Source organism: Sulfurimonas iocasae (genome assembly GCF_047716755.1).
Lineage (GTDB): Bacteria > Campylobacterota > Campylobacteria > Campylobacterales > Sulfurimonadaceae > Sulfurimonas.
This window is the reverse complement of the sequence record NZ_CP180409.1, coordinates 2772647-2786111: the sequence shown is the minus strand read 5'-3', so window position 1 is coordinate 2786111 and position 13465 is coordinate 2772647. Positions and strand designations below refer to the sequence as shown.

General features: G+C 32.9%; 19 protein-coding genes. 15 read left to right on the top strand and 4 right to left on the bottom strand.

The features are described 5' to 3' along the window. The first annotated feature begins 50 nt into the window (after window positions 1–50). The 8 genes from ACLHDE_RS14265 to ACLHDE_RS14230 all read left to right on the top strand — a co-directional run bounded on the left by ACLHDE_RS14265 (window position 51) and on the right by ACLHDE_RS14230 (window position 4277). On the top strand, window positions 51–404 hold the full coding sequence (locus tag ACLHDE_RS14265; RefSeq protein ID WP_415397068.1) for a winged helix-turn-helix transcriptional regulator: 354 nt from the start codon (window positions 51–53) through the stop codon (window positions 402–404). Further along, window positions 401–961: an NADPH-dependent FMN reductase gene (locus ACLHDE_RS14260; protein ID WP_415397067.1), complete on the top strand. Its 561-nt coding sequence runs from the start codon at window positions 401–403 to the stop codon at window positions 959–961. The genes ACLHDE_RS14265 and ACLHDE_RS14260 overlap by 4 nt, the downstream gene beginning before the upstream one ends. Next, entirely contained in the window at window positions 945–1538 is a 594-nt protein-coding gene (locus tag ACLHDE_RS14255; RefSeq protein ID WP_415397066.1) for a pyridoxamine 5'-phosphate oxidase family protein, read from the top strand. Before ACLHDE_RS14260 ends, ACLHDE_RS14255 begins: the two co-directional genes overlap by 17 nt. A gap of 4 nt (window positions 1539–1542) precedes the next feature. Further along, on the top strand, window positions 1543–1962 hold the full coding sequence (locus ACLHDE_RS14250) for a GNAT family acetyltransferase (RefSeq protein WP_415397065.1): 420 nt from the start codon (window positions 1543–1545) through the stop codon (window positions 1960–1962). Between the two features lie 8 nt (window positions 1963–1970). Further along, on the top strand, window positions 1971–2114 hold the full coding sequence (locus ACLHDE_RS14245; RefSeq protein ID WP_415397064.1) for a hypothetical protein: 144 nt from the start codon (window positions 1971–1973) through the stop codon (window positions 2112–2114). Then, entirely contained in the window at window positions 2111–2929 is an 819-nt protein-coding gene (locus tag ACLHDE_RS14240; RefSeq protein WP_415397063.1) for a methyltransferase domain-containing protein, read from the top strand. The genes ACLHDE_RS14245 and ACLHDE_RS14240 overlap by 4 nt, the downstream gene beginning before the upstream one ends. Before the next feature lie 102 nt (window positions 2930–3031). Next, the gene (locus ACLHDE_RS14235) at window positions 3032–3559 is read left to right on the top strand and encodes a YbhB/YbcL family Raf kinase inhibitor-like protein (RefSeq protein ID WP_415397062.1); all 528 of its coding nucleotides are present in this window, start codon (window positions 3032–3034) and stop codon (window positions 3557–3559) included. 34 nt (window positions 3560–3593) lie between these two features. Beyond that, on the top strand, window positions 3594–4277 hold the full coding sequence (locus tag ACLHDE_RS14230; RefSeq protein WP_415397061.1) for an SAM-dependent methyltransferase: 684 nt from the start codon (window positions 3594–3596) through the stop codon (window positions 4275–4277). A 19-nt stretch (window positions 4278–4296) separates the two neighbouring features. Here ACLHDE_RS14230 and ACLHDE_RS14225 read toward each other — a convergent pair whose 3' ends face one another. Continuing rightward, complete coding sequence (locus ACLHDE_RS14225; RefSeq protein ID WP_415397060.1) at window positions 4297–5271, bottom strand: iron-sulfur cluster assembly scaffold protein; 975 nt, start codon at window positions 5269–5271, stop codon at window positions 4297–4299. Between the two features lie 28 nt (window positions 5272–5299). Next, a complete protein-coding gene (locus ACLHDE_RS14220) occupies window positions 5300–6514 on the bottom strand; it encodes a NifS family cysteine desulfurase (RefSeq protein ID WP_415397059.1) in 1215 nt (404 codons plus the stop codon). Between the two features lie 162 nt (window positions 6515–6676). On the opposite strand from ACLHDE_RS14220, the gene ACLHDE_RS14215 reads away from it, so the two are divergent. After that, window positions 6677–7180, top strand: a complete 504-nt coding sequence (locus ACLHDE_RS14215) for a hypothetical protein (RefSeq protein WP_415397058.1) — start codon at window positions 6677–6679, stop codon at window positions 7178–7180. Window positions 7181–7201: 21 nt separating this feature from the next. Here the strand turns inward: ACLHDE_RS14215 and ACLHDE_RS14210 are convergent, their stop codons facing one another. Beyond that, complete coding sequence (locus tag ACLHDE_RS14210) at window positions 7202–7864, bottom strand: GGDEF domain-containing protein (protein WP_415397057.1); 663 nt, start codon at window positions 7862–7864, stop codon at window positions 7202–7204. A gap of 81 nt (window positions 7865–7945) precedes the next feature. After that, a complete protein-coding gene (locus ACLHDE_RS14205) occupies window positions 7946–8776 on the bottom strand; it encodes a helix-turn-helix domain-containing protein (protein WP_415397056.1) in 831 nt (276 codons plus the stop codon). A 149-nt stretch (window positions 8777–8925) separates the two neighbouring features. Here ACLHDE_RS14205 and ACLHDE_RS14200 point away from each other — a divergent pair, with 149 nt between their 5' ends. From ACLHDE_RS14200 to ACLHDE_RS14175, 6 genes are all read left to right on the top strand, one after another. After that, the gene (locus ACLHDE_RS14200) at window positions 8926–10185 is read left to right on the top strand and encodes a 3-isopropylmalate dehydratase large subunit (protein WP_415397055.1); all 1260 of its coding nucleotides are present in this window, start codon (window positions 8926–8928) and stop codon (window positions 10183–10185) included. A 93-nt stretch (window positions 10186–10278) separates the two neighbouring features. Continuing rightward, entirely contained in the window at window positions 10279–11568 is a 1290-nt protein-coding gene (locus ACLHDE_RS14195; protein ID WP_415397054.1) for an OmpA family protein, read from the top strand. A gap of 7 nt (window positions 11569–11575) precedes the next feature. Then, window positions 11576–12163, top strand: coding sequence for a molybdenum cofactor guanylyltransferase MobA (mobA, locus tag ACLHDE_RS14190; RefSeq protein WP_415397053.1), 588 nt, complete (start codon window positions 11576–11578; stop codon window positions 12161–12163). 38 nt (window positions 12164–12201) lie between these two features. Beyond that, on the top strand, window positions 12202–12651 hold the full coding sequence (locus ACLHDE_RS14185) for a hypothetical protein (protein ID WP_415397052.1): 450 nt from the start codon (window positions 12202–12204) through the stop codon (window positions 12649–12651). Between the two features lie 53 nt (window positions 12652–12704). Beyond that, entirely contained in the window at window positions 12705–13175 is a 471-nt protein-coding gene (gene moaC, locus ACLHDE_RS14180; protein WP_415397051.1) for a cyclic pyranopterin monophosphate synthase MoaC, read from the top strand. Beyond that, on the top strand, window positions 13156–13425 hold the full coding sequence (locus tag ACLHDE_RS14175; RefSeq protein ID WP_415397050.1) for a YbeD family protein: 270 nt from the start codon (window positions 13156–13158) through the stop codon (window positions 13423–13425). Before moaC ends, ACLHDE_RS14175 begins: the two co-directional genes overlap by 20 nt. Window positions 13426–13465: the final 40 nt, after the last annotated feature.

The window sequence follows — 13465 nt, the reverse complement described above, 5'->3', positions numbered from 1 at the left end:
TACTAAAGTAAACTAAGCAAGTTTAAAGAAACCATAAGATATAATTTTTTATGATTGAATTTAATAATAAACAATACAACTCTTCATCCGAGATATTTTTTGAGATTTTTAATGATAAATTAAAACTTATGATAATTTGGAATTTAAAAAATAATACACTTAGGTTTAAAGAACTTTTTGAGTGTATGCAGCCTATAACAAAAAAAACTTTAACCATAAAGCTAAAAGAGTTAGAACAATTAAATCTTATCCATAGAGAAGTGTTTGCACAAGTTCCTCCAAAAGTTGAATACTCTTTAACTAATCACGGCAATGATTTAAAGCCTGTAATAGATGAGATACTAATATGGTCACAAAAATATGCAAAAGATTTTGCAAAAACCATAGATGAGAATTTAAAATGAAAATATTAGCAATCTCTGGCTCACTTAGAGCAAAATCATACAACAGTGCAATAATCAGAGCTTTAAAAATCATAGATACAAATATAGATATCTACAAGGATTTGGACAAACTTCCTTTTTTTAATGCTGACATTGACAATCATACATTAGAAGAAGATAACTCACCCGTTTTAGTACAAGAGTTAAGAAAAAATATTGCTAGAGTTGATGCAATAGTAATAAGTACTCCAGAATATGCTTTTGAGATACCAGGAGTACTTAAAAATGCTCTTGACTGGTTAGTTTCAAGTGGTGAGATTGTAGATAAACCTGTAGCTGTTATTAGTGCTTCAACTTCAGGTATGGGTGGAGATAAGGCAAATATTGTTCTTATGAATTTAGTTAAAGTTTTAACAGGAGATATAAGTAAAGAATTAAGCTTATGCGTATCTAGAGTGAATAAAAAAATTGATAACAAAGGAAAGATTATAGATAAAGTATTACTTGATGAATTAAAAACTTTACTCAATAATCTAAAACTAACAGTTAAAAAGGGATTTTATGAAGCAGATATTTGAGATAAAAGATAGTGTAATCATAAATAATATGATGAGAAATGCAGAGTATGGCACACTTGCTCTTAGCAGTGATGACATCCCCTACAGCGTTCCTATAAATTTTGTTCATGAAGATAGTATCATCTATTTTCACGGCTCGCAAAGTGGACGTAAGATGCAAATCATAAAGGCTAACCCTAAAGTTTCATTTAGCATAGTAGAAAACTTCTCCATTATAGCTTCATATTTTAGCTCAAGTGAGGAATTAGCTTGTCCTGCTACACAGTTCTTCAAGTCTATTAGTATTGATGGTAAAGTTAAAATCGTTGAAGATAAAGATGAGAAAATTAAAGCCTTAACACTTCTGATGCAAAAATTACAACCGGAGGGGCGCTATAAACCTTTTGACGATGAATCTTACGATAAGATGATAAAAGCAACCGCAGTTTTAAGATTAGATATAAAAAAATTAAGAGCTAAGTTTAAATTTGGACAGCACCTAGATAAGGAAAGATTTGAGATGATTATCTCTCATTTAGAAAATAGAGATACTGACATAGATAAAGATACAATAAAGATGATGAAAGCACAAAGGTAAGGAGATGAAGTATAGATTAGCAACATTAGATGATATAGATAAAGTTCTAGAGCTTCATTATAAATATCAAGTTGATTTTATTAAAGAAGAAGACAAAGTAGACGGTTTTGTAACTACTGCTTATACCGCTGAACAATTAACTTCTTTAATAGATGAAGAACAAGGTCTATTTATAGCCATCAAAGAGGAAAAGATAGTAGCTTATGTTATGTCAGCATCCTGGCATTTTTGGTCAATCTGGCCCATGTTTGAGCATATGGTAAAAGATTTACACAATCTTACATATTTAGGTAAAACTTTAAGTGTAGAAAACTCCTATCAGTATGGACCAGTATGCATAGATAAGAGTGTTCGAGGTAGTGGTATTTTAGAAAAAATATTTGATTTTACAAGGCAAGAGATGTCTAAAAATTTCCTATTTTAGTTACTTTTGTGAATAAAACCAATCCTCGCTCATACCAAGCACACAAAAGAAAACTAGGATTAGAAGTGATCCAAGAGTTTGAATATAATAATAATCACTACTACGAGATGGTTTATGATACATCTAAAGCACTCAAAGGCAAAATAAAATGAGTAACGAAGAAAATAAAAAAATAAAAGATGGAATAAAAAGTACGTTTGATGATGTTGCTAAGAGCTATGACAAGAACAAACAGTTTGTTATATCTGCCAAAAAAATGCTGGAGTTCATAGAGATAAATAATGAGAATATAAATATATTAGACCTCTCAACTGGTACAGGAAATATAGCTATTGAGCTTGGTAAAAAGTTCCCAAATGCAAATATATATGGTGTAGATATTTCTGATGAGATGCTAAACATAGCAAGAAAAAAAACAAAAGATGAAAATTTAAAAAACATAACCTATCAACTTCAAGATGTTGAAAACCTTGAGTTTGATAATATGCAATTTGACCTTATCACTTGTGGGTATGGATTGTTTTTTTATCCAAATATGGACAAGGTGTTTTGTGATGTATGCTCTAAACTAAAGATTGGTGGAAAGTTTGTATTTTCAACTTTTAATGAAAATGCATTTCAGCCATATTCAAAAATCTTTTTAGATATGTTAGAAAGTAATTATGGGATTAAGCCACCAAATAGTATAGAAAAAAGACAACTAACTTCAAAAGATGAGATAATAGAGTTCTCATGCCAGGTTAAATATAAAAATCTAGACGTTAATGATATAGATATAAGATTTCCTATGAGTGTTAAGGAGTGGTGGGAACTCTTAAACAGTACCGGTTATCAAGGATTACTCACTCAACTAAATAATGACTATTCAAAATTTGAAAATGAATACATAGAGCATTTAAAGACATTATCTGATGATGACCATATAGAATTTAATGCAGATAGTTTTATTTCTGTTGTCAGTATTTAATAGTTTATAATACAATCAAAAGAGATGGATTGAAGCCATGAAACTCTTCAATACCAAAAAATATGCTAAGATTTGAATTAAAAGCACAAAAAGGAAAATAAAATGCGAATTATAATTTTAATGCTGTTTATATACAGTATCTCAAATGCAGGTAATTTTACTCTGATGAGTGACGATATAACGGGTCAATTTACTATAAAACAAGAGTATCAAGGTTTTGGCTGTAGTGGTGAAAATAAATCTCCAGCACTAAAGTGGAGTGATGCTCCAAAAAACACTAAAAGCTTTGCTATTACAATGTACGATCCTGATGCACCAACCGGAAGTGGATGGTGGCATTGGCTTGCATTTAATATACCTAAAACAACCACAAGTATTGCTAGTAATGCAAGTGATTTAAAACTACTGCCAAAAGGAACTGTTGAGGGAACAAATGACTACGGTTCAATAGGTTTTGGTGGAGCATGTCCTCCTAAAGGGGATGGAGATCATCGATATATAATCACTGTTTACGCTTTAGATGTCGATAGTTTAAAGATTGATGAAACAACAAATCAAGCGGTTGCTGGTTATATGATAAATGCACATACGATTAAGAAGAGTTCTATCATCTCTTATTATGCTAGATAGTGTTTTAAATTACTAAAGCTATAAGGAAAATATATTGAAGCTAGAAAATGTAGTACCATGGGGAAGGAATCTTTCAGAGTATAAAAGCATGTTCTTACTCTCAAGTGAAGATTTAGAATCAAAAATATTAGGATGCGGGGATGGACCTTCAAGTTTTAACTATGAAGCTACCCTCCAAGGTACCGATATAACTTCAATAGATCCTATATATCAATTTACAAAAAAAGAGATAGGAGCGAGGATAGATGCAACTTCATCGGTGGTAAGTGAACAGCTAAAAAAGAATCAAGATGATTTTGTTTGGAAGAAAATCAAGTCTGTTGATGAGTTAGTAGATATCAGATTGGGTGCTATGAGTAATTTTATCAAAGATTACGAAAATGGTAAAAATAAAAAGCGATATATATATAATGAGTTGCCGAAATTATCATTTAAAGATAGTAGTTTTGATTTAGTGTTAAGCTCACATTTTCTATTTTTATATAGTGAACATTTTGATTTGGAGTTTCATATAAATTCTATATTTGAAATGTGTAGAGTGTCAAAAAAAGAGGTTAGAATATTTCCTTTGCTTGATTTGAAAAATCAAAAATCAGAATATCTAGAACAAATATTAGAGTTACTTAAAGATAAAGGTTTTGAAACTAAAATAATAAAAACAGAGTATGAGTTTCAAAAAGGTGCGAATGAGATGCTAAGTATTAAAAGCAGATATTAATAGCAGGAAATTCCTACTATTAAATCGGTAAAACGCGAATGTTTTTAGAAAGTTTCTCTTTAAGAGTTGATTCTATAGCGTAAAGTGTACCAGTTGAACTAGAAGCACAACCATTACAAGCACCTAAGTAACGAATATAGATATCGATATTTTCGTCATTAGATTTAATATCAATAACTTCCATATCTCCACCATCCATAACTAGGAACTGGCGAACACTCTCATCGATTACAGCGTCAACTGCTTTGATTTGCTGAACTAAAGTCATGCTTGCAAAATCTCCAGATGCACCAGCATCTGCAGCAGCTTTCATCTTCTCTTCGTCCATTTCTTTACGAGTATCTCTCAAGATATCAACAAGATAGTATTCTCTCTTTTCGTGACCACCCGGTCTGATACAAGATTTACAAAATCCACCAGCTTTAGTGTAGTCAGTAATCTGTTCAATAGTTGTTAAGTCATTAAGACGGATCACCTCTTGAAGAGTACCTAAACTAACACGAGCACACTCACAAACGATAATCTCTTCTTCAAAACTCTCAGCATCTACACCCATGTAAAGACCAGCTGCTTTTTTGATAACATCATAAGCCATAACCGAACAGTGCATCTTTTGAGGTGGAACTGCTGGAGTCTCAGGATCATCACGAAGAGCCATCTCAACATCTATGTTTGTAATCTTTACAGCCTCTTGTACTGTTTTCCCGATACAAAGTTCAGTCATAACATCAGAAGATGCGATAGCTGTACCACAGCCAAAAGATTTAAACTTAGAGTTTACAATTTTATCTGTTTTAGGGTCAATCTCCCAGTAAAGACGAACTGCATCGCCACAAGATTCTGCACCAAAATCAGCAACAATAAGTTTGTGACCATTTGCCTCTGCATCTGCTTCAAAAATCTCACCTTGGTGTTGAGGATTGTTCATTAATGTCGTTACTTTATTTGAATAAGCGTCCCATAAAGATTCGCCTAACATATCTGCCTTAGCCATGTTATCTCCTTTTAATAATTATTTATTTTTAGTGATGGTGAAGTTCACATTCTTGAACTTCTCCACCTTTAGTTGGTTTTTGAATTGCGAATGAACTAGAAATTCCTCTAAGTCTTCCAACCGCATTTTTAAAATGACTAATAGTATAGTCAACCTCAGCATCTGTTGTAAAACGACTAAGACTTAGACGAATTCCAGTATGAGCTAGTTCGTTATCTGCACCGATTGCAAGCATAACTGTATTTGCTTCTAGTTCTGCACTTGCACATGCTGAACCAGTTGAAGCACCGATTTGACCATTATTTAAGTCCCAAAGCATACCTTCACCCTCAACACCTCTTATAGATATAAGAATAGTATTTGGTGTACGGTTTTCTCTATCACCAACTACAAATGTATCACTAAGCTCTAAGATAGCATCTTCTAAGCGATCTCTTTTTTCTCTAATCTTGCGACCAGTCTCTTGGATGTTTGTAGTCGCAAGCTCAATAGCTTTACCCATACCAACAATATAAGGAACATTTAGTGTACCTGAACGGCGACCACCCATATGCTCACCACCATGTAAGAGTGGAGTAAGTTCTTGAGAGTCTTTAATGTAAAGAGCGCCTACGCCTTTAGGCCCATGAAATTTATGAGCAGACATGCTTAAAAAATCAACATGAACATCTTGTAAATCTACTGGTATCTTACCAACAGCCTGAACAGCATCTGAGTGAAAAAGCACACCTTTTTCTTTACAAATTTCACCAATCTCTTTAATAGGGAAAAGCATACCTGTCTCATTTGAAGCCCACATAACTGTAACTAAAGCAGTTTTGTCAGTTATAAAACTTCTAACTGTATGTGCTTCAACTACACCTTGGTCGTTCACCGGAAGATATGTAACTTTAGCGCCTTGTTCTTCTAAGAATTTACATGTAGCAAGAATTGATGGATGCTCAACCTCAGTCGTTACGATGTGGTTTTTGTCTCCGTTTACTACAAGATCTGTAAAAACTGACTGTAAAACCCAGTTATTTGACTCTGTTGCACATGATGTAAATACTATATCATCATTGTCACTTGCATTTAATGCAGTGTAAACTTGGTCTATTGCTTTGCTTAAAGCAGGATGTGGTGCTGTCCCAAATTTATGAAGTGAGTTTGGATTACCATACAGTTCACTAAAAAATGGTTGCATTACTTCTACAACTTGTGGATCTACCATTGTTGTAGCATTATTATCTAAATAAACTTGCATTTTTTACCTTTAATATCAGGGTTATTTAACACCCTTTTTTTAATTAAGACAAAATTTGTCTTCTTTTACTTTTGACATAATAATACGTTTGTTATTACGATATGCTTAAACGAAACTGACTTACTACTTTATTTAAGGTATAATTCCATTTAAAGGCTTAACATGTGTAATTTTAACAAACAAAACGAAGAGACAAAAGCATTGATACATCTATTTATGACAAAGTGTGCTGATGCCTTAGGTGGCTCAAACTTTCTTTTAGGATTGATTGAAGCGATGAAGGATAAAAAACCAAATGCGCTTATGCATAATGGTTGCAAAATAGAGTCTAAAGAGGCTAGAATTAGTTGGAACAAAATAGTTTTCAAAGATAAGCTAGATATTTTAGAAGAAATCATACGTTCTCATAGAAGTTCTGAAAATCATGATTTTAATATATTAGAAAATGATAGTGAAAAGAAAAAAAAGAAAATCCTTAATATGGTTAAAACTTTAGCACCCATAGAGTTCACTATAACTCCACTTAATGCAGAGACTGCAGAAGAGTTTAATTTTAAAGTATTTGAAATAGTAAAAGATGATTATGTAAAAATAAATCCTATTTTTGTAGCAATGTTCTTTTGCTCAGTAGATTTTACGAAAAAAGCTTTAAAGCATAACTCTTAACAACTTCAAATCAGGAAGACACTAATCTGGATTATAAACTTTAATACAGTTCCTTCCTGCATCTTTAGCCATATATAATGCTTTATCAGAATGTTCCATAACTTCATTAATATCATTATCTCTTGAACCAAAACTAATACCTGCTGAAATTGTTATCTTTTGCTCTTTACAGTCAAAAGACCTTTTTTCTATACAATCTCTTATCTGTTCTACTTTACTTAGAGCATCTTGTTTGAAAATATCACTGAAAATAATTACAAATTCTTCTCCACCATAACGACAAAGTGTATCTCCAGGTCTAATTAGAGACTGAAGACTTAAAGCAAGACCCTTTAGAATACAGTCGCCTGTTAAATGTCCAAGAGTGTCGTTAACCAATTTAAATCTGTCTATATCTATAAAGACTACGGCAAAGTCTGAATCATATTTGTTAAGGGCTGTAAACTTCTTTAAAAAATCATTTAGATAGTGACGGTTGTTTAATCCTGTCAAAGCATCTGTAAATGCATAGGACATTGCTTTAGATGCTTTAGCGTTTACTCTCATAATTTCTTTTTTAATAAACAGATATAAAATAGCTATGATAAAAATTGCAGATGAAATAGAAAAGAACAATTCTTTAAAAAAAAGATTGTATATCAAAGAGATATTTACCACGTCATAGTGTAAAACTAAAACGCGCATTATAGATAAGAGTATCAAAGTAGAGATAAGTATAAAGGTTACTTTAGCGACTAAGCGCTTTTTTTCTTGGTAGCTTATCATTTACTTAATCTTTTGCATCTGATAAATCTGTATCTTTTTGTTTGCAACTTCTTTAACTATAACACTTGGACTTACACCTAAAAACTTTTTAAATACAGCATTCATGTGAGAGTTGTCACTATATAGATACTCTAACTCTTTAAAGGTACATTCATCTTCAACGTATGCAAGAACGGTTTTACAAAATTTAGATGCAAATATAAAATTCTTTGGAGTTAGACCGACAACTTTTTTAAATTCTCGCTCTATAGTACTTCTACTGCATCCAAACTCTTTTGTAAGCTTCTCAACGGTTACTTCAAAGCGATAAGAGTTTGATATCCTATCAATTACATCGTATATAGCAAGATGCGGACTATCTTGTGACGTATAGATTAGCTCTAAAGACCAGTTTAAGTACTCCAGTTCTTCTTCTATAGTGTTGTGAGTATAAAGTTCTTTAAAATACATATCTATCACTTTAGGGTTTAGTTCTTCATAGGAGGTGTTTAACACAGACGCTTCTTTATTAAATAGTTTATAATAACCAATAGGTGTTAGTTCAGCAAAAATCATAGGAAATGATATGCTTTTAGAGCCAATTTCGTTACTTAAGACAAAACTTTCTACTTTATTTGTTTTTATACTTATTGAGTAATTTGTAGGGATCGGAAAGTGATTATCTTCCGTATATATCTTTGTATATCCTTTTATCCCTCTATTAAAAACTATAAAGTTGCATCCGTTTGGAAGAAATAGTAAATTCTCCACTCCATCAAGTGAATTAATGACAACATACTGTTTAACTATACTTTCTAATTTTTGCGATGGAGAAAAAATATCATATATCATTTAATTATAACCGTTAATTTTCATTTGATGCATTGTACTCAATTATTATCGTTTTTAGTTGTGTTAAATCGTCAATAAACTTAGTTTCACTATAATTTTTAATCATAAATGGTATAATCGCGGAATTATTATATTTACAAAGGTTTATTATGGCTCAAACAATAACAGAAAAAATATTTTCCGAGCATGTTGGCAAAGAAGTTTTTGCTGGAGAAATTGTCCGTTCAAACATCGATATGGTTATTGGAAATGACATTACAACTCCTATTTCTATTAGTGCTTTCAATCTAAGTGGTGCTAAAAAACTTGCAAATCCGGATGGATTTTCGATTGTTCTTGACCACTTCATCCCTGCAAAAGATATAGCGTCTGCAAACCAAGCTAGAATTAGCCGTGATTTTGCCAAAAAACATAAACTTCGCAACTTTTTTGATGAAAAAGATATGGGAATCGAGCATGCTCTTTTACCTGAAAAAGGTCTTATTGTTCCAGGTGATGTAATCATCGGTGCAGATTCGCACACTTGTACTCACGGTGCTTTAGGAGCATTCTCAACTGGAATGGGTTCAACAGACTTAGCATTTGCAATGATTAGCGGTGGAAACTGGTTTAAAGTTCCTGAGTCTATCAAAGTTGTTCTCAGTGGAAAACCTGGCAAATATACAACAGGTAAAGATATCATCTTAGAAATCATCCGTATGATTGGTGTTGATGGTGCCTTATATAAAACTTTAGAATTTACAGGTAGCACTATAGAGCATTTAAACATGGACGATAGATTTTCTATGTGTAATATGGCTATAGAAGCTGGAGCAAAAAGTGGAATAGTAGCTTATGATGATGTTACTAAAGAATTTTTAGCAGACAAAAACTTAGCTCGTGAACCTCGTATTCATTATTCAGATGAAGACGCAACTTATTGTTTGACTTTAGACATTAATGTAGCAGAGTTAGAGCCTGTAATTGCTTACCCTTTCTTACCATCAAATGGACATAGCATCACTAAGGCTGTAAGTGATAAAATCAAAATTGACCAAGCTTTCATTGGAAGTTGTACTAACGGTCGTTTAGGTGATTTAAAAATTGCTGCAGAGATACTTGAGGGTAAAAAAGTACATGAAGATGTTCGCCTTATCGTTACTCCTGCTACACAAAGAATTCTAAAAGAAGCTTATAGACTTGGATATATGGATATCATCATAGATGCAGGTGGTGTCGTATCAAATCCTACTTGTGGAGCTTGTCTTGGTGGTTATATGGGTATCCTTGGTGACAATGAAGTAGCTGTCTCTACAACTAACCGTAACTTTGTTGGTCGTATGGGTTCTAGAACTTCAAAAGTATATTTGGCAAACTCTGCTGTTGCAGCGATTTCTGCCATAACTGGATATATTACAGACCCTAGATAAAAATTAATTTGTAGGATAAAAATTAATTTTTCATACCATGCACAATTAAGATATATAAAGATATAATTTCAACAATATTTATGAAGGAATAACATGAAAAAACTACTACTTATACCTGCGCTTTTGCTAGGTAGTGTAGCAATGGCTACTGATTACAACTACGAAATTACTCCTCTTATCGGCTACAACATAGCTGAGGGGAATATCGATTTAGATGACTATGCAACTTTTGGTGCTGAGTTTCAATACAACGGACTTGACTCTGTAATAAAGCCTGAGCTTTCTCTTTCTTACTCTAAGGCTGACTACAATACTAAGCAGCTTCCAAGCAATGCAGATACAGATGTTTGGCGTTTTGCACTAAACGGCGTTTATGAATATGAGAAAGTTGGAAGTATCATTCCTCTTGCTAAAATTGGTCTTGGATACGAGAGTATGAACGAAGGTAGTTACACAGCAAGTACTGGAAACGCTGACAGCGCATTTATAAATGCAGGTGTAGGTGCTAAGATTCCTTTTAACGATATGATAGCTTTAAAACTTGAAGCTGTTTACATGCAAAAATACAATGACAGTAGAAATGACAATAACTTAGCTGTTCTTGCCGGTCTTAACATTGCGTTTGGTTCAAAAGCTCAAAAAGCCGCACCAGTAGCACCAGTTGATGGCGATGATGACAAAGATGGTGTTTTAAACTCTGTTGATAAATGTCCTACAACTCCAGCAGGTAAAAGAGTTAATGCTCAAGGTTGTTTTATAGATGGCGATGATGACAAAGATGGTGTTTTAAACTCTGTTGATAAATGTCCTACAACTCCAGCAGGTAAAAGAGTTAATGCTCAAGGTTGTTTTATAGATGGCGATGATGACAAAGATGGTGTTTTAAACTCTGTTGATAAATGTCTTACAACTCCAGCAGGTAAGAGAGTTAATGCTCAAGGTTGTTTTATAGATGGAGATGATGACAAAGATGGTGTTTTAAACTCTATAGACATATGTCCAAATACTCCAGTAGGTGATGCAGTAAATAGTGACGGTTGTCCTCTGAAAATAACTCTTAATATTCAATTTGAAAACAACTCTGATGTTATAAATCAAAAATCGTATGGCATTATTCAAAAATATGCAAATTTTTTAAATAACTATAACTCATACAGTACTGAAATAATTGGCTATACAGATAGCAAAGGAAGCGAAAGCTACAACCAAAAATTATCTGAAAAAAGAGCTAATGCTGTAAAAAATATACTACTGAAAAAAGGTGTACCTGCTGATAGAGTATCTTCAGCTGGAATGGGAGAATCAAATCCTATTGCTGATAACTCTACAAAAGAGGGTCGTGCACAAAACAGACGTATCGAAGCTGTGTTAACTAAAAACTAAAAACTAAATGCTAGATATCCCATGTGTCATCTTCGCAGGTGGCAAAAGCAGCAGAATGGGAGAAGATAAATCTCTTCTTCCTTTTGCAGGCTTTAGCACTCTTACTGAATTTCAACTCTCCCGCTTAAACAAAATCTTTAAAACAGTATATATCTCATGTAAAGACAAAAGTAAGTTTAACTTTCTCACAGAGAACAAGGAAGCTAAATTTATAGAAGATACTAAGAGCATAAACACTTTTGCTCCAACTGCTGGGTTTGTCGCCATTTTTGAAGAGTTAAAAGAGGATTCTTTTTTTGCTCTTAGCGTAGATGCACCTTTTGTAAGCCAAAAAGAGATAAAAAAAATCATAGATGCAGATACAAAAGACTCAGATGCAACTATAGCCCAAACAGAGTTTGGTGTTCAGCCCATGTGTGGCATCTATCATCGTTCACTTGAAAATAAATTCACTAAAATGCTAGAACAAGACAACCATAAACTTGGGTTTCTACTAAAATCTTCAAAGACTACTTTTGTAAACTTTGATGATGAAAAGCCATTTTTAAACCTCAATCATCCTCATGAATATAAAGAAGCATTAAGCCTTATTTAACAATGTATTTTTATTGTAATATAGATTAAATACAATATATGAAAAATAAAGGATGTGTAATGCGCTACTTTTCTAAAGTAAAACTCAAACAAGAAGTTTTTAGTCTTATATATGGAAAAGGAAGAGTTGTTTTTGCTCTACCTAAAGAACATAGGCTCGATGGATTTTACGTGTTTGCTGTAGAATATTGCAATAAGCAAAAAGTACACTACACCGTAGATGGCTTACCTAATTGGAGCCATCTAGATGGAGGACGCCAAACTGTTTTTTATGTGCAAGACTTAGATTTAAGTGATATTGACATCCAACCTCCCCACAAAATTCCTTCAGAAAAACAAATATTAAAATATAAAGAAAAAGGAACATTGGAAATACAATGTCCTTCTGGTATTTGGAGAAATGTAGATGAATGCCCAGAAGAACTCATGAAAAAGGCTTTTAAAAAATCTAAATATCACCTCTTTAGAAAACAAAAAGATGAACAATAAAAGAGCTTACTTACTTCTGCTATAATTAGAAAAATACAATTTAAAGAATAGCAATGAACTTAACTCACTTAGATGAAAATCAAAGACCAAAAATGGTTGATGTATCTGACAAAAATCAAACAACAAGAGTAGCTGTTGCATCTGGAATTATACAAATGAGCCAAGATGCTTACGATGCAATAGTAAGTGAAAAAACTAAAAAAGGTCCTGTTTTGCAAACTGCCGTAATCGCAGCAATTATGGGTGTTAAAAAGACTAGTGACCTTATTCCTATGTGTCATCCTCTAAATTTAAGTGGAATCAACTGTGATGTTGAAGAGTTAGCAGAACTTCCAGGTTTTAAACTAACTGTTACTGCAAAACTTACAGGACAGACTGGTGTTGAGATGGAAGCATTAACTGGAACAAGTATCGGTCTTTTAACAATCTACGATATGGTTAAAGCAATAGACAAAGGCATGATAATAAGCAATGTACAACTAGAGGAAAAATCAGGAGGCAAAAGTGGAGATTTTAAACGATAGAACTGACAAACTTGAACTTACCTACCCATGTTCTTGGTCTTATAAACTAATTGCAGGGGAGAAAGAAGCTTTAGAAAAAGCTATACATGATGTTATAATCGAGAGAGAGCACAAGCTCACACACTCTAAAAATTCTAAAGGCGGAAAATATGTAAGTATGAATCTGGATCTTCTTGTTCATAATGAAGATGACAGAAACTTTATATATGAAGCTCTAAAGGCACATCAAAATATTAAAATGGTACTATAGGAAATTATCTTTAATCGCCTTAGTGGATATAGGCGAAGGT

What these genes read in the sequence shown, in the direction of transcription:
- ACLHDE_RS14265 (WP_415397068.1), top strand. Translation starts at nt 51, where the DNA reads ATGATTGAATTTAATAATAAACAATACAACTCTTCATCCGAGATATTT.
- ACLHDE_RS14260 (WP_415397067.1), top strand. Translation starts at nt 401, where the DNA reads ATGAAAATATTAGCAATCTCTGGCTCACTTAGAGCAAAATCATACAAC.
- ACLHDE_RS14255 (WP_415397066.1), top strand. Translation starts at nt 945, where the DNA reads ATGAAGCAGATATTTGAGATAAAAGATAGTGTAATCATAAATAATATG.
- ACLHDE_RS14250 (WP_415397065.1), top strand. Translation starts at nt 1,543, where the DNA reads ATGAAGTATAGATTAGCAACATTAGATGATATAGATAAAGTTCTAGAG.
- ACLHDE_RS14240 (WP_415397063.1), top strand. Translation starts at nt 2,111, where the DNA reads ATGAGTAACGAAGAAAATAAAAAAATAAAAGATGGAATAAAAAGTACG.
- ACLHDE_RS14235 (WP_415397062.1), top strand. Translation starts at nt 3,032, where the DNA reads ATGCGAATTATAATTTTAATGCTGTTTATATACAGTATCTCAAATGCA.
- ACLHDE_RS14225 (WP_415397060.1), bottom strand. Translation starts at nt 5,271, where the DNA reads ATGGCTAAGGCAGATATGTTAGGCGAATCTTTATGGGACGCTTATTCA.
- ACLHDE_RS14220 (WP_415397059.1), bottom strand. Translation starts at nt 6,514, where the DNA reads ATGCAAGTTTATTTAGATAATAATGCTACAACAATGGTAGATCCACAA.
- ACLHDE_RS14215 (WP_415397058.1), top strand. Translation starts at nt 6,677, where the DNA reads ATGTGTAATTTTAACAAACAAAACGAAGAGACAAAAGCATTGATACAT.
- ACLHDE_RS14210 (WP_415397057.1), bottom strand. Translation starts at nt 7,864, where the DNA reads ATGCGCGTTTTAGTTTTACACTATGACGTGGTAAATATCTCTTTGATA.
- ACLHDE_RS14205 (WP_415397056.1), bottom strand. Translation starts at nt 8,776, where the DNA reads ATGATATATGATATTTTTTCTCCATCGCAAAAATTAGAAAGTATAGTT.
- ACLHDE_RS14200 (WP_415397055.1), top strand. Translation starts at nt 8,926, where the DNA reads ATGGCTCAAACAATAACAGAAAAAATATTTTCCGAGCATGTTGGCAAA.
- ACLHDE_RS14195 (WP_415397054.1), top strand. Translation starts at nt 10,279, where the DNA reads ATGAAAAAACTACTACTTATACCTGCGCTTTTGCTAGGTAGTGTAGCA.
- mobA (WP_415397053.1), top strand. Translation starts at nt 11,576, where the DNA reads ATGCTAGATATCCCATGTGTCATCTTCGCAGGTGGCAAAAGCAGCAGA.
- ACLHDE_RS14185 (WP_415397052.1), top strand. Translation starts at nt 12,202, where the DNA reads ATGAAAAATAAAGGATGTGTAATGCGCTACTTTTCTAAAGTAAAACTC.
- moaC (WP_415397051.1), top strand. Translation starts at nt 12,705, where the DNA reads ATGAACTTAACTCACTTAGATGAAAATCAAAGACCAAAAATGGTTGAT.